The following is a 26,515-nucleotide window of genomic DNA, read 5'->3' on the forward strand; positions in this document are numbered from 1 at the left end:
CTTTCTTATCTTTAAAATAAGTTTACTTACAAATCTGATCGTATTAAGATTATCTAATATAATCAAATCTATTAAGTGCGCTTATCTAAATATTACTTACCAACTTTAAAAGAAACTCCTACTGATACTGAGGTTACTTCTCATCAATATTCGATACGCGCAGGTTTAGTAAAGCAAATAGCATCTGGCATTTATTCTTGGTTGCCACTTGGCCTTTTAGTGCTTAAAAATATTGAAGGTATCATCAGAGATGAAATGGATAAGTCTGGTGCCATTGAAGTATTAATGCCTTGTGTACAGCCAGCAAATCTTTGGCAAGAGTCAGAGCGTTACAATAATTACGGCAAGGAGATGTTACGTATCAAGGACAGGTATGAGAGCGATATGCTTTTTGGTCCAACTCATGAGGAGGTAGCAACTGATTTGATTAGAGGCATGGTAAAGAGTTACAAAAATTTGCCACTTTGCTTATATCAAATTCAGTGGAAGTTTCGTGACGAAGTAAGACCACGTTATGGTATTATGAGAGGTAGGGAATTTTTGATGAAAGATGCATACAGTTTCGATACAGACTATAAAAATGCACTGAATTCATACAATTCAATGTACAAAACTTATATAAAAATTTTCAAGCGCATGGGATTCACTCCAATTATAGTTAGGGCAGATACTGGACTAATTGGAGGAAATTTAAGCCACGAGTTTCATATATTGGCAAGCACAGGTGAAAGCACTTTATATTATGACAATCAACTTCCTGAATTACTGAAAAATGAAGATGTTGAGAGTTTAAAGAGCATATACGCAGTTGCAGATAATATACATCATACTAAAACTTGCCCTATACCACAAGAACAGTTAAGCCTTAGCAAGGGTATTGAAATAGGTCATATTTTTTACTTCGGAAATAAATATTCAAAGCCAATGAACGCAAAAGTTACTACACAAGATGGAAAAAATGTCAATATACATATGGGCTCGTACGGCATTGGAGTTTCAAGGCTTGTTGGTGCGATAATAGAAGCTTTCCATGATGATAAAGGAATTATCTGGCCAGAAGCAATAGCTCCCTTTAGAATTGGCTTAATTAACCTACAAACAAAAACTGGTAAATGTGTAGAGATTGCAAACAAAATATACAAAACTTTGAAAAGCGATAAAGTGCTTTACGATGATACAGAAGGAAGCATAGGAGTGAAATTTGCTAGAATGGACCTGATAGGCCTGCCATGGCAGATAATTGTTGGAAAGAAGGCAGTAAGTAAAAATTTAGTTGAAATAAAAAATAGAGTAACTGGAGAAGTGAAAGAAATTCAGATTGAAGAAGCAATAAACCGCTTTACCACAGAATGATACGCGGTATTGGCATTGATATAGTATATATATCAAGAATATTGAAGATACTACAGAAGTATGAGGAGAAATTCCTCAATAAAATCTACACTAAGCAGGAAATAGAGATAAGTAGAAAGTACAAAAGTCAAAAAATACGTGCAAAATATTTTGCTAAGCGCTTTGCAGCAAAGGAGGCTTTTGTTAAGGCGTTAGGCAGTGGATTCAGCCAGGGCATTACAATGAAAGATATAGAAATATATAGCGATTCAAAAGGGAAGCCATATCTTACCATTAGCAAGGATTTTATTTCTAAAGACTACATATTGCATCTTTCTCTAAGTGATGATGGAGATTACGCTATTGCGTTTGTTATAATCTGCAATGATAGGTAAAGTTNGCCTTTTACTATCGATTTACTATACTTATTCAGTAAGGTTTATCTTATTTGAATGCATGAAATATTAGTAAAGAGTAATTGTAAGCCCTTGGTTGGAGAAATTAAGATTAACGGTTCAAAGAATGCTATTTTGCCGATAATAGCAGCAAGCCTATTAAGCAGTTCTTCAGTAACTTTATATAACGTACCTAATCTAATTGACGTACATCTGATGTCTGAATTGCTCGAAAAGCTTGGAGCGAAGGTAAACTTTATGTACAACAAAGGCTATAAAGCAAATCATATTTTTGAAATTGATTGTAGCAATATCAATAATTACATAATATCACATGAAACTGCAAGTAAGCTACGAGCATCTTTTCTAATGCTGGGTCCAATTCTCAGTAGATTTGGTAAAATTACAACAGTCTTCCCTGGTGGATGTAATATTGGAAAACGTCCCGTTGATATGCATATCAAAGCATTAGAAGCAATGGGAGCTGAAATTGAAATTGATGGTTGTAATATAATTGTAGCAGTGAAAGGAAAACTAAAAGGGAAAGAGATTACATTCGAGAAGACAAGCGTTGGCGCAACAGAAAATATAATAATGGCGGCAACCCTTGCAGAAGGGGTGACAACAATAAACAATGCTGCAACAGAGCCAGAAATTCTAGATTTAATAGAATTTCTAAAGAAAATGGGAGCTAATATTAAAATCAACAATAAAAAAATTACAATAACAGGAGTCGAGGTATTAAATGGGTGTGTCCATAAAATAATATTAGATCGCATAGAAGCCGGTACATATGCACTAGCTGCTATAATAACTGGTGGTGAGTTGATGTTAGAAGGAATAAATCTATCTGATATAAGATGCATTGCAAATGAGTTGGAAACCATAGGAGCTAAGATCGAATTACTTGATCAAGGTATTATTGTTTCTAGAAAAAGCTGTTCTATTAAATCTATCAACGTCGCAACAGATTCGTACCCTAATTTTCCCAGTGACATGCAACCACAACTTATGTCCACAATGTGCATTGCTGATGGAACATCTGTCATTGAAGAAAACATTTTTGAGAATAGGTTCACACATACAAGTGAGTTGAGAAAATTAGGTGCTAACATAAACATAAAGAAAAACAAAGCTACTATAAGCGGAATAAAAAGCTTATACGGAGCTAATAATCTATATGCTACTGACCTGAGGTCAACAGCGGCTCTGATACTCGCTTCTTTGGTAGCTAGCGGAGAAACTACGATAAGTAATTCACATCACTTATGGAGGGGATATGAAGTAATGCATGAAAAACTCAATTCATGTGGAGCTGATATTTCCATTTTATCTTAAAAACATGTTATGAATGAGGAACGTTATTTAACTAAGCGAACTACAGTGAAAGAAATGGACGAAATTCTATACAAAAAATACAAAGTATTAGATCATGGATTTATTCGGGTAATAGATTATATGGGCTCTGATAGTGCCATACTACAAGCTGCTCGTGTCTCTTATGGAAAAGGAACAAAACAGATAAATCAAGATGAAGCACTTATAAAATATTTGATGAGACATTACCATACAACTCCATTTGAAATGTGTGAAATTAAGTTTCACGTGAAACTCCCGATTTTTGTTGCAAGACAATGGATAAGACATAGGACTGCAAATGTGAATGAATATTCTGCAAGATATTCAATACTCGATCATGAGTTTTATATACCAAAACCAGAACAGATTGCAAAACAATCTGATAATAACAAACAAGGCAGAGGCAAAGCTTTTGACTTAAATACCTCAAAAAAAATAATAGATTCTTTAATAAATGACTCTAATCTAGCATATTCTCATTATGAGAAGTTTATTGAACAAGGGCTTGCAAGGGAAATTGCTCGAACTAATTTAACGCTTAATTACTACACACAATTTTATTGGAAAGTAGATCTACATAACCTCTTTCACTTTTTGAAGCTAAGAATTGACAAACATGCTCAATACGAAATCAGGGTCTATGCAGAAATTATGTTAGATATAATAAAGGAGTGGGTACCGCTAGCTCACAGTGCTTTCATTGAATATTGCTTAGAGTCAGCTTACATTCCAAGATCTGGCCTAGAAGTAATTCGCAAGCTGATTAAAGGAGAAAATGTTACTAGAGAAGAAAGTGGAATCAGCAAAAGAGAATGGAATGAGCTAATGTCCATGCTTTATAAGCAATCTTGAAGATTATGCATCAGCTCTTTTACCATTAATTCCCGTTTATTTTTATATTATATTTAAATTATCGCTTTTATAGAACACCTCATTAAAAGCACTTATTTTCCNAAAATCCTGGCCTTTAATAAACAAATGATTATTTGCAACATAAGCTTCAGAAAGAGTAACCAGCTTTTTATCAAGCTCAGAACCCTGTACATAAACTTTATTATATAGAGCAGTCATTTTATCGCAATCACACTTTTCAATAATATACTGACTACTTAAGTTTTAATAAAAATTATCCATACCCTGATTTTGAGCTTGCAGTATTGCTTGACACTTTCCCATCTCAATAGGACTTCCTACTCTGATCTTTAAATGGTGGGTTAAATTTTTCTATATCATCATCTTTCATATCGCTTATAATACNTGTTATAGTAGCTTCTTTCTGTTCGTTTTTATCTTCTTCAACTTCTCTTTTCTCCCAAGCTTAACTTTGCTTTCTATTGAAACTTCTTCGTTCATAAAGCTATCACTAAGTGCAACTTCTACATTTACCTGATTGTTACCTTCTTTAAATCCATCAGATNTTTTTCAGATAATCGATTATCACTAAAAGACGGTTCACCGTTTAAATGCTTAGCATAGTTATCATAATTCAATTCACATATTGAATAAAATCCGCTTTCAAGTTCAGGATAAGAGCTTTTATTGAAAATAAAAAATAAATTCCTGTAGTCAAGCAATATAACATAACTAGAGCTGATACAATATAAATATTTGTTATCTTCATACTTCTGTTATATAATACTTACATCGAGGACTATCTAATTACTTCCTTTGTCAAGCTGTAAAACTGCTGTGGAGCAGCCGTTGCTCATATTATGGCCTTTTGCTACTCTAAACAAAATAACTTTACCTTTTTTTTATAAGCCTTTAACTTCTTACTCTTTCCATCTAACTCTTCTTCTGCTTGTCTTTCCTCTCTTACCAATTTTAGTTCTTCTTCAGCAATTTTGTTTTGCATCTGTAAAAATATATCTTGTGTGGTTAATCCACTCTTGTTACCTAGAAAAGTATCTAACACATTCAATGCAATCGGTAACAATTCACTTCCATCATCAAAACTTCTTTCTTGTACCTTATTATAGAGGTTAGGGTTATAAATTGCATACCATAAGTAAAATCCATAGTCTACTATCGTTCCTTCATCCAATGATACCTCCATTGAGAACTTGTAATGATTGAGTGGAAGATCAGATATTAAATATCTACCATCATTACTGTTAATATACAGTTCACTTCTGCCATTAAATTCACTATATTTAGTATAATAGATACAGAAATTTTCACGATTAAGATTCAGGCTTATCTAAGTTACCAAATTGAACTATACTGCTAAGCCTCTCACGCAAAAGATCTTTGCTTTCATTTATAAGCTTCGCTTCATACTTCAGAAAAGTAATATTATGGGCTTGCCTTTTTCTATCTCAAAGTTCAAAATAATTGAATCTTTAATCATTAGTGTTTTCTATAAATTGAATAAATCTATTAATTATATAACGTGTACATGAAAAATATGTTAAAGTCAAGTTTCTTTATACCTAAGTAAGGTAATTACAATTTATCATTTCAGCATACACCATATAATTTTATGAACATTTATTTTTACTAAGATAACTTGCATAAGCAAAAGGTATCATTCAGTGCATAGGAATTTTTGTACCTTCTAGCTTAAGTAGATATTATAATATATAGTAGTAATAAAGCTAAGTAAAATACATTTATATAATATTAAAGCTTGTTACTTTTTCCAGAATCGCATCTACCTTTTTTAAAAAATATAGAGATTCACAGAAAAAATAAAAAATTTTGAATAAATAATTAGATACAAAAAACGTTATGCATAACTAATAGGTTATTGCTTGAATATTATTATAGTTATCCAAGATCAACGCTAATGGGCAATGACAGGCTTGAACTGCCGACCTTCTCGGTGTAAACGAGATGCTCTACCGGCTGAGCTAATTGCCCCTTTAACAATATTAAAATAACTTCAAAATACTATTTTATAACTCAATATTATTGTTGTAAACAAAAAGTAGAATCAAATGCAGCCTGGTTCCTAGTTGACCATTTACTTAACTAAATGTTAATATTGAAATTGCTTTGATCAAAAAAATGTAAAAAATGCAAAATAATATAGTACCAGTCTCAATAGTAAAAGAGTTAGAAGATTCTTATCTCTCCTATGCAATGAGCGTAATTATAAGCCGGGCTATACCTGACGTGCGAGATGGGTTTAAACCAGTCCATAGACGCATATTGTATGCGATGTCAAGAGCTGGATATGACGCTGGCAAGCCATATAAAAAGGCTGCCCGTATAGTTGGGGATGTAATGGGAAAATATCACCCACATGGTGATATGGCTATTTATGACTCCTTAGTTAGAATGGCCCAAGATTTCTCTCTACTTTTACCACTTATTGATGGACAAGGTAACTTCGGTTCAATAGATGGAGATCCACCAGCTTCGATGCGATATACAGAAGCAAGGCTTCATAGAATGTCACACTTTCTATTGAATGATATTGATGAAGATACGGTTGACTTTAGGCCAAATTATGATGGAAATGAAACAGAGCCTGTAGTATTACCTGCAGAGTTTCCGAATCTATTAGTAAACGGTGCAAGCGGCGTTGCAGTTGGCATGGCAACTAATATTCCTTCCCATAATCTTGGCGAGATAATCGATGCCTGTATATTATATATAGATAACCCTAAAGTTACTCTAGACGAGCTACTTGAAGTGATACCTGGTCCGGATTTTCCAACTGGAGGAACGATCCTTGGCAAGTCTGGAATAAGGTCAGCGTTTGCCACAGGTCGAGGTTCAATTATCGTACAAGGCAAAACCCATATAGAGGATCTACCACAGGATAGACAAGCAATAGTTATTGATGAAATACCTTATCAAGTAAATAAAGTAAAACTAATTGAGAAAATAGGTGAGCTCGTAAAAGAAAAGAAAATTGATGGTATAACAGGAATTAGAGATGAGTCTGATAAGACTGGCATTAGGGTAGTGATTGATCTTAGAAAAAACACTGCAGCAGACTTTGTACTGAATCAAATGCTAGGACTTACTCCCCTAAGAAGTAGTTTTAGTGTTAACACTTTAGTTCTCAATAATAACAGACCTGCTTTAATGTCATTAAAAGAAATCATAGCAGCTTTTGTTGATTTTAGAAAAGAAGCATTAACAAGAAGAACAGAATTCCGTCTAAGAAAAATTAGAGAAAAAGCTCATATATACATAGGGCTCTACATTGCGGTCTTAAATATAGATGAAGTAATAAAAATTATTCGTGGTGCAAAAGATCCTGAAAAAGCAAGTGAAGAGCTTTTGAATCAAGAATGGAAAACTTCAGCTGAAATAAACACAATTATTGAACTAATTTCAGATAGCATGAGTTTTTTAAAAGATGGAGTGTATTATAGATTAACTGAGCTACAGGTAAAAGCTATTCTTGACATGAAATTGCAGCGTTTAACGGGCCTTGAAAAAAGTAAATTAGAATCTGAGCTAAATTTAACGGTCAACTTGATAAAAGAATATATCGCTTTTCTCGGTTCAGAAAAAAAATTAATGAAAGAAATAAAAAATAATTTACAGGAAATAAAGAACAGATTTGCCGTATCACGAAAAACTACAATAGAAGAATCAGATTCAGATATTGAAGCCGAAGATCTCATTCCAAAAGAAGATATGGTAGTAACCGTAACTATGAATGGTTATATTAAGCGCGTGAAACTCTCTCACTACAAAACTCAGCGTCGTGGTGGAAAAGGGAAATTAGGACAAGGATTAAAAGAAGAGGATGTAATCACAAAACTATTTGTTGGAAATACTCACACTAGTCTTTTATTCTTTTCCAATATTGGTCGAGTCTATAGACTAAAAGTTTATAAGTTACCACTTGCAGAACCAACTGCACGTGGAAGAGCGCTTGTTAATATATTTCCTCTTGCTGATGGTGAAACAATCACCAATATAATGCCGTTGCCAAGTGAGAGTGACGAGAATCAGAATATAGTCTTTGCTACTGCTCATGGAAACATAAGACGCAACTCTTTAGCGGACTTTGATTACATTCCAAATAATGGGAAAATAGCAATAAAACTCGATGAAGGAGATAAACTAATATCGGTTAAAGTATGTAATGAAATTGATCATGTCTTACTTTCAACAACGCTTGGAAAAGGTATCAGATTTGTCGTAAGCGATGTGCGCCGATTTAAAAGCCGCAATTCAGATGGCGTAAGAGGCATAAAACTTGCAAAACATGACAGCGTGATATCCATGACTATACTAAATGGCATAGGCGTCACAACAGAAACAAAAGAGCTTTACTTAAAAATCCCACTCGCAAAAAGGCTGGAATCTGCAGTTAGCAGCTCTATCAATCCTAAATTAGAAAAGACCTTGAATGATTTAGGAATAGATAATGAATTATTCTTAAAGCTCGCAATTAATGAAGAGTTTATACTAACTATAACTGAAAATGGTTTTGGTAAAAGAACTTCTGCATACGAGTATAGGGTAACCAATAGAGGCGGTGTTGGTATTACCAATATACTTACTACTAGTAGAAACGGTAATGTTATCGCCAGCTTTCCAGTTGAACATGGTGATAATGTAATGCTCATTACAGATAAAGGAAAGTTAATTCGCATTTTGGTTAATGAAATCAGAATTACAGGACGTAGTACTCAAGGTGTCACTCTATTTAAAACAAAAAGTAAAGAGAAGGTGGTGTCAGCAGCAAAGATTGAAGATCATGGTTCCACTGAAGATAGCATTTCTGAAGTTGAAGGCTCTATTTCTTTTTGATTTTGTAGTAATGCAGCATAGGCATAGCTAAANGGTAAAAAATGCAAGTTTTTGTTGATTAATCTACAGCATTTAGATTAAAATATAGACTATACAGCAAAATAGAGATTAATGAACAAGAAATTAACTAAAAGTAAAAAACCACCGGTAAGCAAGGAAAATAAAAAAATATTTCCTGTTAAAGACTCTACTAAAGATAAAAGTAGAAGAGATTTCATAATATTAACTACATGCGCTATGGCAGGCATAGGAGCTGCAAGTAGTTTTTGGCCATTGATTAAGTCTATGAACCCTTCCTCTGAAGTCTTAGCAATGTCCACAGTTGAGGTTAATTTATCTAACATTCAANAAGGGCAAGAAAAGAAAGTAAAATGGCAAGGTAAACCAGTACTTATTCGCAGACGTACAAAGCAGGAAATTGACGCTGCAAGAGCTGCCAATGTGGAAAGTCTAAGAGACCCTGAGCCAGATGAGCAAAGAGTACACAAGGGAAAAAATGAATGGTTAATTATGATAGGAATATGTACCCATCTTGGATGTGTGCCAATTAATCATGTTACAAAAGATGGTAATGGTTGGTTCTGTCCTTGTCACGGTTCATATTATGATACATCAGGCAGAGTAATTAGAGGACCTGCACCAAAAAATATGGCTATACCTAATTACTTTTTTCTAAGTGAAAATGTTGTGGTAATTGGCAAAAAAGCTTAATTGATACGTTAACAACCAACCTATACTCTATTTCGAATAATCTCCATACTTTAGCTATATTGATAACTAACAGCTACATTTTTACGCATAACCTCTAGTAACAAATTACTTTGTGTCATAATCTTTTGTTGATATATCTGCCGTTTAACTGCTTCTACATCTACCGTATTGTTTTTAATACCACATAACATCATCAACCTTATGGTGCCATTTTCTCTCAATTCTACTATTTCATCCATACCTATTTTACTAAATAAAGCCTGTAAATGAGGATTTAAGCTCCTTACTTTTATTTTAAATTCCTTTGAATTTGGCAGTTTAAGATTACTTGCCAATTCATCAAAATTTAAACAATTTACCTTTTGCCTCTTGAGATTGTTCAATAAATCTTCTGAGTCTTTAACTATAATCTGTTTCAATTCTAAAGTACTTTCCAACAGCGCATAATCAAGTTGTACTTTATCTATTACTTTTATAATGGAATAGCCTTCGCTGAGATTGACTGGACCTGCTACGTCACCAGTTTCTAATCTTTCTAGAATGCCCTTGAGGTTACCTTTCAGTTGATTTAAATTAACTGTTGTTTTACGCATTTTTATTGTAGTTTCTGGAACGAAGTTGTTATTATCATTACGTAATTTCTTCACTAAATCTTCAGCTGTACTATAAACACTCTCGTCTCTCCGGTTAGGAACTATAAATTCTTGGAGCATAATAAGATAATCCGGCTTTTCTATTTGCTCTCGTGCATCACTTACTTCTTTGTCGCCTACATTGATAAATGGTACAATTCTCGTTTCAATGATCTTACCCCACAACAGTTGACCTTCTATCTGTTTTTTCAAAAGATTAAGGTCTATATTATATTTTTTCACGTATTGATCGACTTTATCAGTCTTAATCTTAAAGTTTTGAATCAAAAATAGTATGGTAGCATTATTTAACTCTTCACTACTCAATTCTATATTTAACCTTCGCGCCTCATTGATAATGATAATTTCATCTATTAACTGCTTAAGAATTTGAAGCCTTAGTTCCCTTCCATCTTTGGTGCCGAACAATGAACTTATCAAATTAATACGTTTTTCAACATCTAAATTTGAAACTGGCTCACCATTTACATCTGCAACAATTTCAATTTCAACTGCAAGCAACTTAATTGGCAACATCACCAACAACAAAATTAGTGTTTTACACATAAACAAGATTATTTACTAATAACCAATTTTATCATAAGTATAAAATTGATACTAGCTAATAAATAATTTTTAAANAATTCTCTTCATAACATATTCATAAACACTTCAATCTATTTAACATACCATATTATATTAGTATAAACTAATAGAGTAAGAAAACTTTCAGTATTCCCAAATTAGGTATTTTGACTTCTTATATGTAATCTTGCTAAGAAATAAACTAGCTCATGTATGACAAATAGAGATGAAACTATCTTCGCTTTATCAACTGTATTTGGTAAGTCAGGCGTTGCAGTAATTAGAATTTCAGGTAATCATGCACTTAAAGCTTTAAGTCATTTTCATATTAAGAAAGATATTAAGCCAAGGTTTGCTACTTTAGTCGATTTATACGACGATTCAGGTCAATTGATTGATAATGGAATAATCATTTATTTTCCTGCTCCAAGCAGCTTTACAGGTGAGGACATTATAGAGCTGCAAGTGCATGGAAGTAAGGCAGTTATAAAAATAATCTTGGAGGAATTATCAAAAATTTTTGTTATGGCCAAACCTGGAGAATTTTCGCTCAGGGCTTTTCTAAATTGCAAACTTGATTTAACGCAAACAGAAGGAATCGCAGACTTGATCAATTCTGAGACAAAAATGCAAGCTAAACAAGCAATTAGGCAGATGTCAGGAGAACTGGAAAAGCTATCCAACAGTTGGAGGAAGAAATTAATAACGATACAATCAAAAATTGAAGTATATATAGACTTTCCAGAAGATGTCACAATAGAAAAAAATGAACTAGAAAAAATTAATAATGAAGTGCAAGCTCTTATGCAGTCAATACAAGATCATTTAAATGATAATAGGCGAGGTGAAAGGTTACGTGAGGGTTTACATATTGTAATAACTGGTAAACCAAACGTTGGCAAATCAGCACTATTTAATTTCCTTGCTAAACGTGATATAGCTATTGTTTCTGAATATGCAGGTACAACAAGAGACGTACTTGAAGCTCATATTGACATTGGTGGATATCCAATTATCCTCTCTGATACTGCTGGAATTCGTGAAAGCTCAGATCCAATAGAATCAGAAGGCATAAGCCGAGCAAGAAAGAAGTCTTGTGAAGCTGATTTAAAAATAGAGCTATTTCCCTATAGTTCTACTGTCATTAAAACTGAAGTCCAGAAATGCATTTCAATATCAACCACTCTTATGAAACCAAGTCAAGGCAATACTATTTACGTGTTGAGCAAAGCTGATGATATCAGCAACGATCATTATATAAAAATTGATGGTATAGATTTCTTACCCATTTCTATTTTAAAAGGAACAGGTACAGAGAGACTAATTTCTGTGATTAAAGAAAAAGTAGAGGAAAAATTTGGTTACGATAAAGATACACCTGTGATTACCCGACAAAGACATAGAAATTGCATGAAGAAAGCTATAGAACATTTACAACGTTTTAGTATAGACAATCCAATTGAGCTAATGTCCGAAGATTTAAGGCTTGCTGCGTCTGAACTTGGTATGATAACAGGAATTATCAATGTTGAAGAAATATTGAGTAATATATTTAACAGTTTTTGTGTAGGTAAGTGAAATTTTTATAGATTGCTTGAAATCGAATGTTATGGTAAAAAAAAAATGGACGGATGGCCGAGTGGTTTAAGGCATCAGTCTTGAAAACTGACGTACGCGGCAAGCGTACCATGGGTTCGAATCCCATTCCGTCCGTATATTCTTTTAGTTACCCATATAAATTAAGATTCTACTTTAAAAAAACTAATCCTTGGAATAATAACCTTATCATAGATTTCACTATATACTTGGTTATTGTCTTTAACTTCAATTTGAGTGACAATATGGCACCTATTGGTCTTCTTTAATGCTATTTCTTGAAATCCTCTTCTAACCTTATCATAAAAACAGATATCCATCTCTTCATATTTATTTTTATAATTTACCCTGTTTAATCCGACTTGAACATCAATATCTAGAATAAACGTAATATCTGGGCATCTAATTCTTAGTAACTCATGGAGATCTTCTATCAGTTTTAAGTCAACACCTAACCCATATCCTTGATAAGCAATCGTTGAATCAATAAACCGATCACAAATTACTATTTTTCCTTCTCCTAGAGCTGGTAGTATTAATTTTTTCATATGCTCATACCTCATTGAAACAAATAGCAGAAGTTCAGAGATAGGATCAATATTGTCCCTCAAAGGTATTCCTCTTATCTTCTCCGCGAAACTACTCCCACCTGGCTCTCTGGTCAATATCACATAATTTTCACCGCGAATTTGTTTAAGACGGTTTGCAAGCAACTCAGATTGTGTTGTTTTGCCAGAGCCGTCTATTCCTTCAAATGTTATAAACATAAGTTCTACAATTGAAATACTAAAAAAACATGTAAATAGTATACACAGGATCATTTGACATTTAAGCAATAAGATCATAAACTACATGTAATATATAACTCTCTTTAGGCTATGGTTGCACTGAATACCCCCAAGGTAGATTTAGACTTTACTGCAAAGGATTTTAATCTTTTAGGTGTAGATAACAAATACTATACATTAAACGACTGTCGCGGCAAAAATGGTCTTATTGTAATGTTTATATGCAACCACTGTCCTTACGTCCGATCAATTATTAGCGATCTGGTAAGCGATGTTGATTTATTAAAAAAAGTTTATCAGGTTAACACTGTTGCAGTAATGCCAAATGACATAAATGAACATTCAGAAGACTCCTTTAAAAATATGATCAATTTTGCTAAGAAAAATAAATTTACATTTCCATATCTAATTGATAGTACACAAAAAGTAGCTAAAGAGTATAGCGCTATTTGTACTCCTGACTTTTTTGGCCTTAACGCTAATTTGAAACTTCGCTATCGCGGACGCTTCAACAATGCAAAAAAAGAAAAAGTTCAAAACTACAAAATAGGTAGTAGTGATTTATTTCAAGCTATGAAATTTATCGCAGAAACTGGTAATTCTCCAGTTAACCAAAAGCCAAGTATCGGTTGTTCAATTAAGTGGTCCGGTTCCATAGGTTAAACATCTCATGCACGGCAGCTCTCAGTATTTATTTGATATTATAATTTTACTTTCCGCTGCTGTATTTATAGTTATAGCGTTTTGGAAAATGAATATCAGTCCAGTGCTCGGTTATTTTGTTGCAGGCGCATTGATTGGCTCTCATGGGTTTAATCTAATACACTCAGCTAAAGCAATGGATAATTTTGCAGAATTTGGTGTAGTTTTTCTATTATTTATCATAGGTCTTGAATTAACATTTGAACGCCTTATCGCCATGCGTATTCATGTATTTGGATTTGGCTCTCTTCAAGTGATAGTTACTATGGTAGCAATATGGTGCATTGCTCTCGCTTTTGGAGTGAATACAAATATGGCAGCAGTTATTGGTGGCGGACTTGCATTATCCTCAACAGCAATAGTGTTGCAGGTTTTGCAGGAAAAAGGTTCTCAAGCAAGCCAAGTTGGTAGGTTGTCAATAGCAGTACTACTAATGCAAGATTTCGCAGTGGTACCTCTAATAGTATTAGTGCCCTTACTTACCAGTAACTCTGAAAATAGCCTGATAAGTTCACTAGTAGGTTCACTAATACAAGCAACTATTGCACTAGTATTGATATTTATAACCGGTAGGTTGTTGCTTAGGCCCTTATTCTCGGTTATTGCTAAAATGGAAAGCAACGAGGTCTTTATATCAACAACACTCCTAATAATACTAGGAGCAGCATTTATTACTGAGCAATTTCATTTATCAATGGCACTAGGTGCATTTGTTGCTGGATTGTTAGTCGCAGAAACAGAGCACAGACATTCAGTAGAACACGCAGTGTTACCATTTAAAGATCTGTTCCTTGGCTTATTTTTCATGACTGTCGGTATGTCTATCGATATTGATCTTTTGCTTAGTAAACTACCGCTAATCACTTTATTGTCAGTCATCCTTATTGTTTTAAAAACATCTATGATATATGTATTATGTAGATTCTTTGGATTTAAAAGTGCACTTGCTATACAAGCTGGGTTGTTGCTTGCACAAGGAGGTGAATTTGCATTTATTCTATTCCGTCTAGCAGATGAGCTAGATGTACTACCAAGTGAAATCGCTCAGGTACTTATGATGGTAACTACAGTAACTATGGCTTTCACTCCTCTTTTATCAGGACTTGGAGAGTGGATAGCAAATTCATTTAGCACTGAAAAAGTAATATTAGACGACGAAGCTGTCGAAACAGACACACAAGATCTTTACAATCATGTAATAGTTGCTGGATTTGGCAGGGTAGGATATATGGTAACAAAAATGCTTACTGCAGAGCACTTAAGCTACGTTGTAGTAGACATTCAGTCAAAAATAGTCAAAGAAGGAAAAAATGATAGCTTTCCTATATATCTTGGAGACGCTACAAGATATGAAATTTTAAAATCAGTAGGAATAGAAAGAGCCCAGGCTCTTGTGATTTCAATAAAGAACGAAGTGACTATAAAAAAGATAATCTCTCTAGTTGCAGCAAATTTCCCGCATGTAAGTATTATAATACGCCTGCCAGATCTGAGCAATGTAGAGATCTACAGAGATTTAGGAGCTAGTAAAATTATCCCTGAAACATCCGAAATGGGACTACAATTAGGTGGTGCAGCATTAAGCTTAAGTGGAATTAGTGAAAGTGGAGTTGCATCTTTAAAAAATAGGTTCAGAAAAGGCAATTACAGTATGATAAAGGATATTAGTAGCGATATGGATGAGTAATATTTGTTCAATTCTCCTCTACTGTTCCAGTTTATAGCTAGGTTAATTTCAACACCAGCTGTGCATAGACAACTATACAAACACTGCAACATTAAAAATGAGAAACTTACTTGATAAATTTTGCCAACTTTCCTAGCATAATAATTAAAACATTTAGTTGGCTTTTTATGCTTTAATAAAATTTTTAAGTTTTGACCTATAAATCTGAAATGCGCTTACATAGCATTTAAGACAGCATAGAAGCACTAACTTTGAAAATAGATGCTAGTTTATGGGGTTTTATCTTTTTTTACTTAGTAAATTCCTTAAATATTAAAGCAACTCATGAACTGGTAAAAAGGTATCATTCAAGTAACTTAGAAAGGTATCATAAATATGATTAAACTGACATTCAGAGTTTAATTTATCAGCAAGCACATCAAGACAATAAGCATAAAAAGAGCTGTATTATACTAAAACAAACACCTTTAACAAGGCCATATAAAAGCTATATCGCACAGTATAGCTACTTAGATAACAAAGAAGTAATACAGAAAATAACTGTTTTTTATGGTACAATAAAGCCCGGTATTCTCTTATAAGTTTTTACATAATTGATATTTCTGAAGTATTAGCTAGTATATTTATACGATATTAGATAAGTAGAAAGAATTAATTCTAAGAAACATATTGATAGTTATAGACTTTCTATGTTGGCTATGTTGTAATTTAATACAAGCAATCTAGTAAGTTTTTATAAAGTTAAATAGGGCACTACAGAGCTTTCTTTTTAAACTTTGCAACATTAATAACGAAGATGCAAAAAAGGATTAGTTAAGCTTATATAAAGCTTACCAAACTTGATCTGTGCATGGTAATAATATTAACGATAAATGAACAAATGGTTCTAACAAACCGTAACCTCACAGAAGTTACTTTTCTTAATTTATTAGACAATGATATTAGTAATGAAGATATAAAAATTTTAGCTAATGTCCGACTGATAAACTTCGAATAGTTTAACTTACTTAATAATGAGATTGATAAGGAAAGCAAAAAAGCTTTAAGTAAGTTTGTATCTTCCGGTGTATTTATAAGTGACCTAGTTACTAAATTTTAGTTAGATCTTAATAATAATATTTCTACAAGTACAGATTACACTCATGAAACCTTAGAAAAAAATTATAGAATCTAGTTAGATAATAACAATTTCATGGAATAAGAGAAAGCATCTCTATAAACGGATCAACAACAATGATGTAGTTTTGGAGTTATAAGTATGCTATAAAAACAGAACAATTCTATTTAAAGCACTGAATAAATAGAAAAACAATATAAATAAGTGTTAATATTTATTTTTAATAAAATAATAATTATTAGATGTCGTTAGTTGCATACGAAATTGTATTTTTTTATGAGTTATCTAATTCAGACAAGTAAATGTTACTTAAATAAGTACGGATTTCTTCCAGATAAGTAAAGGCAGTATTGTTCTTGATCAGTATCCAAAAAAGAAGCCATTAAGTATTGGAATTCACAATTTTATCATACAGGATATAGGTAACAAAAAGACACTCGGAAGTGCCGAATATTTGTTCTAAAAAACGTAAGGATATCAATTAAGTTAAAGTGATTTAAAGAAAAAAGAGAGTGGAATATGCATTAAAGCATTAAAACAGTAATAGCTATAACTGTAAAATTATTGAGCTTACTAACTGAAGGATAAGGAAGAAAAACGACTTAACTTCCTCAAGGACGGTGGCTAACAAAGAATCTGTTCATAAAACACAAAAAGTAGCAAATTTACTATCATAGCTGCTTCTATATTAACAGTAGTTAGCACTATTTCAGAAAATAGCCATTCTAGTTTACCTAGAAATATTAGTATCTGGAACAGCAAGTTGAAATTAGTTATCTGGCTGACACCGCAAGCATATATTGTTGTAGTAAGACTTCAGAAGCAATTGAAAACAGCAATGTTCAAGATTTTGATAACAGTCAATAATTCATTGTATACAATTCACAATAACAATTAAAATATTTTTTTACTTTTCACCGTATATTCCTCAACATATTATCTTTAAGTACTAATATAATAATATGGCATTATTAATAGTTGAGTCACCTGCAAAGGCAAAAACGATAGGTAAGTATTTAGGCAAAGAATTCAAAGTAGCTGCATCTTTTGGACATGTAAGAGACCTTCCAGTGAAGAACGGTTCTGTTGATCCAGATAATGATTTTGCTATAAAGTATGAGATTATCAAAAAAGCAGAAAAGTATGTAAAAGAATTAGTTAAGGAAGCAAGTAAGACATCAGATATATACCTTGCAACAGATCCAGATAGAGAAGGAGAAGCAATAGCCTGGAATGTAGTAGAAGCATTAAAAGAAAGGAAAGCAATCAATAACAAAAGCAACATTCATAGAGTAGTTCTTAACGAGATAACAAAAATGGCGGTGCAAGAGGCTATCAAGAATCCCCGCAAAATAAATATGGACTTAGTGCGTGCACAGCAAGCACGTAGAGCTTTGGATTATTTAGTTGGATTTAGCTTATCACCACTTCTATGGACGAAATTATCGGGAAGCAAATCTGCGGGAAGAGTGCAATCTGTTGCACTTAAGCTTATATGCGAACGAGAAGATGAAATTAACAAATTTATATCACAAGAATACTGGAGCATAAAGGCAGAAATGCAAAATAGCAAAGACGAAACATTTTTTACTATGCTGAGCTACTATAACAATAAAAAGCTAGAAAAATTTGATATTAAGAATCAAGAAGAAGCAAAAAACTTAGTAAGAGATATTGAATCAAAGCAATACGCTATAAGAACAGTAGAGCACAAGCAAGTTAAGAGAAGTCCTCTACCTCCATTTATTACTTCAAGTCTTCAGCAAGATGCAGTAAATAAGCTGCATTTTAATGTGAAAAATGTTATGCGCATAGCACAAAACTTGTACGAAGGTATCGATATTGGCGGTGAGACTATAGGACTGATAACTTATATGCGTACGGATGGATTCTACATTGCGGATGAGGCTATAATCTCAATTAGAGAGTTGATTAAATCATTGTATGGCAACAAATATTTACCAAAGTCTCCCCGCCAATATGTAAAAAAGGTCAAAAACGCTCAGGAAGCACATGAAGCAATTCGCCCAACCGACATAAATAGAACGCCAGATAGCATTAAGAGCTATTTAACACCAGAACAATTTAAATTATATGATTTAATTTGGAAAAGANCCATTATAAGTCAGATGGAATCAGTGATTATCGATCAAGTAGCAGTTGAAATTAGCTCTACTGATAAGAAAATAATTTTACGAGCTAGTGGATCAAACATATTTTTTGATGGTTTCTATAAAGTTTATAATGATAATATGGATATCGAGGATGAAGGCCTTCTAGCTACCATGAAAGAAGGTGAGACATGCAAGTTGATTTCTGTTGACCTAAAACAACATTTTACTCAACCGCCACTACGTTACAGTGAAGCAAGTATCGTAAAAAAAATGGAGGAAATCGGCATAGGACGTCCATCAACTTATGCGATAATTATTTCTGTACTGCAGGACCGTAAGTACGTTACAATGAATAACAAAAGATTTATTCCAAGCAGCCGCGGTAAAATCGTTACCATATTTTTAGAAACTTTCTTTCAGCATTGCATAGAATATGATTTTACAGCACAAATGGAAGAAAAGCTTGATTTAATCTCGAATGGACGTGCAGATTGGAAAAAAGAACTAAGCTATTTCTGGATACCATTTTTTAATCTTGTAAACTCTGTTAAGCAAATGACGCATGATGAAATTTTCGATGGCATTCACGACCTGGTAGTTGATTGGTTTTGTTCGGAGAAAGAAAAGGAAGAAATAGATAAAAAATGCTCTAATTGTTCTGATGGCTCATTGAAATTGAACTTTGGAAAAGCTGGAGTGTTTCTTGGATGTTCTAACTACCCTATATGTAATCATACAAAAAAAATTACTGGCAGCAATGACAATTTAGAATACCCAAAAAGTTTAGGTATAGATAATGTGACAGGGCAAGAAGTGGTAATTAAAAAAGGTCCTTTCGGATTTTATTTAGAATTTAATAATGAATCAGAAAAGAAAAAAACGAGGTCTATACCAAAAGACATAAATATTAATGATATTGATCTAATCACCGCAACACAGTTACTTTCCTTGCCAAAAGTAATTGGAGAACACCCAAACACTGGAAAAGAAGTAAAAATGGGCCTTGGACGATTCGGGTATTATATCTTCCATGATGGTAAATACTTCTCTCTTAAAAAGAGCTTAAAAGAAGTATTAGAAACGCAGTTGAATGAAGCTGTACAAATTATCGCAAACAGCCCACGAAAAGAGCTAAAATCTCTCGGGCTTAATGAAAATGGAAAAGAAGTTCTCATTCACAATGGTAGGTACGGATTTTATATAAAGAGTGGTAAAACAAAAGTCGCTTTAGGCAAGAATGCAGATATTGAAGGCATAGACCTGAAGAAGGCCTTAGATTTGATTAAGAATAAAAAGTAAATATTTAAAGAGCATATATTTAAGTTCTTCATAAGAAGAATGAAAATATCAAACTTTTAATTAAAAATAATTATCAATTATTAATATATATAAAAGTTAAATTACGTTAAATGGTATTAGAGGCTATGACTTATAAAATCTTAAAGGAGTATCCTGATAATAAAAATAAACCAGTAAATTACGAGCATTTAATAGGTTAACATATTGAAAAGGCAATTGAAAGAAACAATAATTGTCTTGAGGAAAGAAACATTTTTTTCCTCGATAGTGGGAAAAATAATTAACTTAATATTAAAACTTACTAAAAATATAATGCATGGCGGTAATTTAACATCAAAGAATATCTATGGATACCATGCAATTTCACAATGGATAAAAAAAAGGAAAACAACGCAATATGTCCATATACTAGAAAATCGATAAAAAAGTTTTATCCGCTTAGAAAAAAGCAAGCCTAAATAATACAACCTAAATTATAGGAGTATCCAATAAAGATTAAGGTAGATTATTAGACAATAATAAAAAAGAATTGATGAAGCAAAAAACTTTCTCAAATTTATTTGAGCAATTGAGAACAATTATTCCAACCATGCCCAATACCTAAAACCTAAATAATAGCGCTAATGTTAATAGCAAACAGAGGGATCTACACCATTGTAAGATACTANTTTGGCAGAAATGTACTATTTCTTCACAGAGATATCCATATGAGTATTAAATAGGGTGAGGAAAAACTGCGTTGCATTATGCTGCTTTTTCCAATAATCCTGATACAGTAAAACTTCTTTTCAAAGCAGTAGCTAAATAATATAAAAGATAATAATAGGACAAAAATTGCTTTCTCTGCTAAGAATAAGGAAATAATTAGCGAGGCCTCTGCCAGCTAGATATACCTTTCTATGTTAGAATCAGCTTTTTAGCACTTTTTTTAAGCTATTTACGTAGAGTGATTTAACGCGCAACTGAGATTATGATTACTCCAATAATGTTACTGGTAATGGTGTAGATGAAAATTATCCTACCTTTTGAAATACATTTAACCCCAACTTTAAGTTTACCAAAGAAGATACAGAAAACAGAAATACCTCATCACAGAAACTTTCTTCTAATCATGAAGTTCACAATCAGAGCAAATCACCTGACCACGTGAGACTGATTTTAGTCTACTCGTTAAAACTCGATTTAGGCAGAACATACATTTTATTTTGTCACTTGGAACAAGTGAGCTATTAACAGCAATTCTATCATCAAAAACAAAACATTCACCTTCCCAATTATCATTTTTATTATGAGTCTTTTCAAGATAAGAAAGAATACCACCCTTAAGATGGTACACATTGTTAAACCCAAGTTCTCTCATATATGCCGTAGATTTTTCACATCTAACTCCACCTGTACAATACATAGCTATCTTCAGATCTTTGTTCTTAGAGAAAGACTTTGCCCACTGAGGAAACTCACGAAAATATTCAGTATCTGGGTCGATTGCACCTTTAAACTTACCTAATTTTACTTCATACTTATTTCGTGTGTCTATCACTAAGACATCAGGTTGAGAGATAAAATCATCCCAATGCTCTGGATCAATATACTTACCTCTAAGAGAAATATCAAGATTACCTATACCGAAGTTTATAATTTCTCTTTTTAACCTTACTTTTATCTTATTAAATGGTTGAAATTCTGTTGTACTTTCTTTCCACATAAGGTTTTTTAACCTGTAATCAGAACGTAGAAAATCAAACATCTTATCAATTGCATTTCTTTCACCAGATATAGTTGCGTTGATACCCTCTTCTGCAAGAAGAATAGTACCCTTTAATTTAAGGTCGCTGCATACAGCTTTTATTGTGTCTTTCATGTCATAGTAATTAGAAAGTTCTACAAAGTGATAAAAAGTTGCAACAACAAAACTCATAACTATTAATCCACAAATTTAAAGCATAATATATAAAGTTACAAAAGCATTCAATAGATCTTCTCTGGATATCTTCAGTTTTTGTATATAACATTTTAATATTAAGCGTGAATTGAATTTAATGCCTTTAAGAATATTTAAAAATATATTCTTATTTCTAGTAAGCATACTATTTATTTGTCCTATATTATCATTAATATCAATCCTACTTACAGAATCAGCAAATTCCGTGTGGGTCATCAGTACACTTTTCCCTGAATACATACTAAATACATTAATTTTAATGATAGGAGTTGGAAGTGTATCTTTTATATTTGGAGTAGTGCCGGCCTGGCTAACCACTTTTTTTTCATTTCCTGGAAGTAGATTTTTTGAAGTTGCTTTATTTTTTCCAACATCAATCCCTGGATATATAGTATCGTTTGTTTACGTCAATACGCTGGAGTTTTCAGGTCCAATACAAAGTTTGTTAAGAGAAATTTTTCACTGGAACAAAGGCGATTATTGGTTTCCCGAAATTAAATCTTTAGGTGGTGGGATATTGGTAATGGGATTCAGTTTGTATCCATACGTTTACATACTAGTCCGCTCAAATCTAAAAAATGTTAGCAACTCAGTTACTATTGCATCAACACTTGGAGTTTCCTCATTACAGAGCCTATTTTCCATCATAATACCTTCTATAAGCCCATCAATTATAGGTGGACTATTTTTAGTACTAATGGAAGTAATTACAGACTTTGGTACACCACAGTTTCTTGCAATTGACACTTTCACCACAGGAGTATATCGCACTTGGTTTTTATTACATGATAAATATTCAGCAACTATTTTAGCAATTGCAGAATTGACCTTCATTATAGTACTAACAACTATTGAAAAAATCCTACAAAAAAGAAGAATATCCTATTCTGCAATCAATACTAATGCAGACTACCACAATAAGCGAAGTATAAGCGGTACCTTACCATTGATTTTTGCTTACATCATATGTGTATTGCCAATATTAATAGGTTTCATTTTTCCAATTATTCCACTCATATATTGGAGTATAGAAAATGGATTTCTCATATATGAGTCAAAATTCTATAACATAATAGCAAACAGTTTTAGTTTATCATTTATTACTGCACTAATCTCAATTAACATCGCAATAATGATCGGGTATACGGCACGAAAAAATAGGGTAATTAATAGTATCGCACGTCTCATTTCTTTAGGTTATGCAATTCCAAACGCAATTATTGCGATTAGTATAATAATATTTTTAAGCAAAATATCTTCTTTTGCTACTCAATATATTAAGGAAATTAGTTTAGTAGGAACCATTGGCGCTTTAATTTACTCATATTTATTTCGTTTTTTTGCTATATCTTTTAGAGCAATTGAGTCAGGACTCAAAAAAACGCCAAACGAAATTGAGTGGACCGCACACGCTATGGGTCATGGACCTATCTCCACATGTTTAAATATTCATATTCCTCTCATCAAAAAAAGTATAATATCAGGATTTTTACTCGTATTCATGGATACTATTAAAGAGCTCACAGCAACACTCATTATAAGGCCATTTAACTTTGAGACTATATCAACTAGAATATTTGAGCTTGTAAGCGATGAACGTTACAGAGAAGCTGCCCCATTTTCTTTGATGATAGTTATAATAGGTTTAATCTCTATAATAATTTTGTTTAAGCTTGATGATGAAAACAAAAAATAAAACTTTTTGCAGAAATTAATAGCCACCTAATGTGGTCTAGTATTTATATATGGGCTATCCAAAGAAAAAGGTGGTATAATAACCTCAAAAGTTTTTGTGCTTCCTTCATTTAGAAACTCATACTTACCCTGCATTATTCCAGATGGTGCATTTAGGTAAGTTCCGCTTGTGTACTTAAATACTTCTCCAGGTTTAATCACAGGCTGTTCTCCAATAACACCAACACCTGCAATTTCATTTACCTTTCCTTTATAATCTATTATTTGCCAATGGCGGCTTAGCAATTGAATAGCTGATGATCCTTTATTTTTTATCTTAACATTATACATCCACACATAGCAGTTTTCATAAGGGATCGATTGCTCCTCAATATAAACTGGTAGAACTGTCACTTCAACAGAATTAGTAGTAAGCGTATATTCTAGAGTCATTATTGCAATAGAGAAAACAATACTTTAGTTATACACTATTCTCGTGGATTCTTCAAGCATATTGTCGTATTCTAATTAGCAGTATAATATGAACAGATGCTTAGCAAAAGGATGATAGGAATAATAGGTAGTGGACAGTTAGGTAAAATGATTGCTATCGCTGCAACAAAGCTTGGACAAAAAATACATATTTTTGCCAACGCTAAGGATGATCCAGCCTGCTTTGTTGCTAATAACTTAACAGTAGCAAGCTTATCCGACAAAAAGGCGCTTGAATCTTTTGCACGTAATATAGATTTAGTTACTATTGAATCTGAAAATATTCCATGTGATGCAGTTGATATTATATCTCAATATGTAGAGTTTTATCCTAGTAAAAAAGCACTATATATTTCACAAAACAGACTTAGAGAAAAAGACTTTATTAGAGATTTAGGTATAAAAACTGCTGATTATAAAAGCATACAAAATTATGATGAGATGTTAGAAAGCAGAAACACTTTTGGCTATCCAATAAGGATAAAAACGACAGAAATGGGTTATGACGGAAAAGGACAATATGTAATCAAAAACGACTCTGAAGTAAAGCAATTTGCTTCTTTCGATTGGAAGACACAGTATATTTTTGAAGCAAGTATTGACTTAATAAAAGAGGTTTCAATAGTCATTGCGAGAGATAGAAAAGGTAAAATGGCTCTTTTCCCTATAGCAGAGAATCATCATGTTAATGGAATACTCGATACTTCAATTGTACCAGCTAAAATAGACAACAAGTTAACTCAAGAGGTACAACAAGTCGCAAGAAAAATAGCACATGCACTTGATATAATAGGAATTCTAGCTATTGAATTTTTCATTACCAAAAATAATGAGCTGCTAGTTAACGAACTTGCTCCAAGGCCTCATAATTCTTGCCACTGGAGCTTAGATGCATGTAACATTAGTCAGTTTGAGCAGTTAGTCAGAGTGATATGCGGATTGCCTATGCAAGAAATAGTATTGCGCTTTCCTTGCATGACAAAAAACATAATAGGTAATAATATATACTATTCTAATAGGTATTTGAGCGATAAAAAAGCTAGTTTAACTATATACGGGAAAAAAGAGGTTAGAGATAAGCGTAAAATGGGACATGTTAATATAGATTTAAGTTATTAATTTATAAGTATTCCTTAATTAAAATCTCTAGAATCTGCACTATATTTAGTGCTGCACCTTTGCGCAAGTTGTCAGCTACTATCCACATATTTAATCCATATCTGACAGTGTTGTCTTGCCTAATACGTGATATGTATACTGCATCTTCCTGTACTACATCAATTTGAGTTGTATATTCGCCATCTTCACGCCTATCGTGCACTAAAATTCCATTATTCTCAGCCTTACTGAGTATTTCACGAGCTTGCTCCTCAGTTATGAGTTGATTAAACTCGACATGTGCTGCTATAGCATGACCAATAAAAACAGGCACCCTGACGCAAGTTGCAGTTACTTTTATATCTTCACCTAAAATTTTTTTTGTCTCCTCCTGCATTTTCCATTCCTCTTTTGTAGAACCATTTTTCATAAACTCTCCTATTTGAGGAATGCAATTAAATGCTATTTGCTTAGGAAATATCTCGGGTTTTTTAGTTTCGTTCATAAATATTTTTTTTGTCTGATTATAAAGTTCATCCATTGCTGCCTTGCCTGCACCAGAAGTTGATTGATAAGTTGAAGCAACAATCCTTTTTATTTTTGCTTTTTGGTGTAATAGATGTAATACTAACAGCATCTGTATTACAGTACAATTTGGATTAGATATTATGTTGTGATTTTTATATTCTGCGATTTTTTCCTTATTAACCTCTGGAATGATTAATGGTATACCTTCCTTCATTCTAAAGTAAGAGCCGTTATCTATTACGATGCACCCGGCCTTCGTTGCAACTGGTACGTACTTTTCAGAAACATAATATCCAGCGCAAAAAATAGCTATATTAACCCCAGCAAAGTCATAGCCTTCAAGGCATGAAACAGTCAATTCTTCATCACAAAAACTTACCTTTTTTCCTTCTGATTTCTTAGACGCAAATGCAATAACAAAATCTATTGAAAATTTTTTTTTGTCCTGAAACTCAGCTAGTATACTTAGTACCTCACGTCCTACTCTTCCGGTTGCTCCAACAACAGCAATCTTATGTTTCATACAGATAAACCTCTAACTTTAAATGCATATTACATTCTTACTAATAAAGTTTACAATCATTTTAATACCTTTACCTTGAAACTAATTGTAACTTAGTTATTATTACACAATAAAGCAAGAGATGAGTAAAGGATATAATGAAACTAAGGTAAAATCTGTATCAGCTATATCTCAAAAAACTAAAAAAATTAATGAATCAACAATCCAAAACGCTCTT

The 26,515-nt window shown here is 32.8% G+C and carries 18 protein-coding genes, 2 tRNA genes and 1 pseudogene; 14 read left to right on the top strand and 7 right to left on the bottom strand.

Features of this window, described 5'->3' with window-relative positions; all coding sequences use genetic code 11:
• Positions 1-75 precede the first annotated feature (75 nt).
• The 4 genes from proS (at position 76) to thyX (ending at position 3,938) form a co-directional block, all read left to right on the top strand.
• The gene (gene proS, locus HSX44_RS03485; RefSeq protein WP_275602322.1) at positions 76-1,353 is read left to right on the top strand and encodes a proline--tRNA ligase; all 1,278 of its coding nucleotides are present in this window, start codon (positions 76-78) and stop codon (positions 1,351-1,353) included.
• Complete coding sequence (locus HSX44_RS03490) at positions 1,350-1,727, top strand: holo-[acyl-carrier-protein] synthase (RefSeq protein WP_275602323.1); 378 nt, start codon at positions 1,350-1,352, stop codon at positions 1,725-1,727. Before proS ends, HSX44_RS03490 begins: the two co-directional genes overlap by 4 nt.
• Before the next feature lie 57 nt (positions 1,728-1,784).
• Positions 1,785-3,065, top strand: a complete 1,281-nt coding sequence (murA, locus tag HSX44_RS03495) for a UDP-N-acetylglucosamine 1-carboxyvinyltransferase (protein WP_275602324.1) — start codon at positions 1,785-1,787, stop codon at positions 3,063-3,065.
• Between the two features lie 9 nt (positions 3,066-3,074).
• Positions 3,075-3,938, top strand: coding sequence for an FAD-dependent thymidylate synthase (gene thyX, locus HSX44_RS03500; protein WP_275602325.1), 864 nt, complete (start codon positions 3,075-3,077; stop codon positions 3,936-3,938).
• Positions 3,939-4,809: 871 nt separating this feature from the next.
• Here thyX and HSX44_RS03505 read toward each other — a convergent pair.
• The gene (locus tag HSX44_RS03505; RefSeq protein WP_275602326.1) at positions 4,810-5,142 is read right to left on the bottom strand and encodes a hypothetical protein; all 333 of its coding nucleotides are present in this window, start codon (positions 5,140-5,142) and stop codon (positions 4,810-4,812) included.
• A 733-nt stretch (positions 5,143-5,875) separates the two neighbouring features.
• Positions 5,876-5,948, bottom strand: a tRNA-Val gene (locus HSX44_RS03510).
• A 156-nt stretch (positions 5,949-6,104) separates the two neighbouring features.
• Here HSX44_RS03510 and gyrA point away from each other — a divergent pair.
• Positions 6,105-8,810, top strand: a complete 2,706-nt coding sequence (gene gyrA / locus HSX44_RS03515) for a DNA gyrase subunit A (RefSeq protein WP_275602327.1) — start codon at positions 6,105-6,107, stop codon at positions 8,808-8,810.
• Between the two features lie 111 nt (positions 8,811-8,921).
• Positions 8,922-9,521, top strand: a complete 600-nt coding sequence (gene petA / locus HSX44_RS03520; protein ID WP_275602328.1) for a ubiquinol-cytochrome c reductase iron-sulfur subunit — start codon at positions 8,922-8,924, stop codon at positions 9,519-9,521.
• A gap of 50 nt (positions 9,522-9,571) precedes the next feature.
• On the opposite strand, the gene HSX44_RS03525 is transcribed toward petA, so the two are convergent.
• Positions 9,572-10,720 carry a SurA N-terminal domain-containing protein gene (locus HSX44_RS03525; protein WP_275602329.1) on the bottom strand — a complete coding sequence of 383 codons (1,149 nt, stop codon included), beginning with the start codon at positions 10,718-10,720 and terminating at the stop codon, positions 9,572-9,574.
• Between the two features lie 231 nt (positions 10,721-10,951).
• On the opposite strand from HSX44_RS03525, the gene mnmE reads away from it, so the two are divergent.
• Together mnmE and HSX44_RS03535 are read left to right on the top strand one after the other, a co-directional pair.
• Positions 10,952-12,316, top strand: a complete 1,365-nt coding sequence (mnmE, locus tag HSX44_RS03530) for a tRNA uridine-5-carboxymethylaminomethyl(34) synthesis GTPase MnmE (RefSeq protein WP_275602330.1) — start codon at positions 10,952-10,954, stop codon at positions 12,314-12,316.
• A gap of 47 nt (positions 12,317-12,363) precedes the next feature.
• A tRNA-Ser gene (locus tag HSX44_RS03535) sits at positions 12,364-12,451 on the top strand.
• Positions 12,452-12,477: 26 nt separating this feature from the next.
• Here the strand turns inward: HSX44_RS03535 and tmk are convergent.
• A complete protein-coding gene (gene tmk, locus HSX44_RS03540) occupies positions 12,478-13,101 on the bottom strand; it encodes a dTMP kinase (protein WP_275602331.1) in 624 nt (207 codons plus the stop codon).
• A gap of 111 nt (positions 13,102-13,212) precedes the next feature.
• Between tmk and HSX44_RS03545 the strand changes: the two genes are divergently transcribed.
• The 4 genes and pseudogenes from HSX44_RS03545 to HSX44_RS04010 all read left to right on the top strand — a co-directional run.
• The gene (locus HSX44_RS03545) at positions 13,213-13,785 is read left to right on the top strand and encodes a thioredoxin family protein (RefSeq protein WP_275602332.1); all 573 of its coding nucleotides are present in this window, start codon (positions 13,213-13,215) and stop codon (positions 13,783-13,785) included.
• A gap of 7 nt (positions 13,786-13,792) precedes the next feature.
• A complete protein-coding gene (locus HSX44_RS03550; RefSeq protein ID WP_275602333.1) occupies positions 13,793-15,511 on the top strand; it encodes a monovalent cation:proton antiporter-2 (CPA2) family protein in 1,719 nt (572 codons plus the stop codon).
• A 2,079-nt stretch (positions 15,512-17,590) separates the two neighbouring features.
• Positions 17,591-20,041: a type I DNA topoisomerase gene (gene topA / locus HSX44_RS03555; RefSeq protein WP_275602334.1), complete on the top strand. Its 2,451-nt coding sequence runs from the start codon at positions 17,591-17,593 to the stop codon at positions 20,039-20,041.
• A 730-nt stretch (positions 20,042-20,771) separates the two neighbouring features.
• Positions 20,772-20,849, top strand: a pseudogene (locus HSX44_RS04010) (ankyrin repeat domain-containing protein); the annotation flags it as partial.
• Positions 20,850-21,146: 297 nt separating this feature from the next.
• On the opposite strand, the gene trhO reads toward HSX44_RS04010, so the two are convergent.
• The gene (gene trhO, locus HSX44_RS03560) at positions 21,147-21,959 is read right to left on the bottom strand and encodes an oxygen-dependent tRNA uridine(34) hydroxylase TrhO (RefSeq protein WP_275602335.1); all 813 of its coding nucleotides are present in this window, start codon (positions 21,957-21,959) and stop codon (positions 21,147-21,149) included.
• 121 nt (positions 21,960-22,080) lie between these two features.
• Between trhO and HSX44_RS03565 the strand changes: the two genes are divergently transcribed.
• Positions 22,081-23,679 carry an ABC transporter permease gene (locus HSX44_RS03565; protein ID WP_275602435.1) on the top strand — a complete coding sequence of 533 codons (1,599 nt, stop codon included), beginning with the start codon at positions 22,081-22,083 and terminating at the stop codon, positions 23,677-23,679.
• A gap of 26 nt (positions 23,680-23,705) precedes the next feature.
• Here HSX44_RS03565 and apaG read toward each other — a convergent pair whose 3' ends face one another.
• A complete protein-coding gene (gene apaG / locus HSX44_RS03570) occupies positions 23,706-24,110 on the bottom strand; it encodes a Co2+/Mg2+ efflux protein ApaG (RefSeq protein WP_275602336.1) in 405 nt (134 codons plus the stop codon).
• A gap of 96 nt (positions 24,111-24,206) precedes the next feature.
• On the opposite strand from apaG, the gene HSX44_RS03575 reads away from it, so the two are divergent.
• Complete coding sequence (locus HSX44_RS03575; RefSeq protein ID WP_275602337.1) at positions 24,207-25,268, top strand: 5-(carboxyamino)imidazole ribonucleotide synthase; 1,062 nt, start codon at positions 24,207-24,209, stop codon at positions 25,266-25,268.
• Position 25,269: 1 nt separating this feature from the next.
• Here the strand turns inward: HSX44_RS03575 and HSX44_RS03580 are convergent, their stop codons facing one another.
• Complete coding sequence (locus HSX44_RS03580; protein ID WP_275602338.1) at positions 25,270-26,298, bottom strand: aspartate-semialdehyde dehydrogenase; 1,029 nt, start codon at positions 26,296-26,298, stop codon at positions 25,270-25,272.
• Positions 26,299-26,515 lie beyond the last annotated feature (217 nt).

The organism is Wolbachia endosymbiont of Onchocerca gibsoni (genome assembly GCF_029169405.1).
Classification (GTDB): Bacteria; Pseudomonadota; Alphaproteobacteria; order Rickettsiales; family Anaplasmataceae; genus Wolbachia.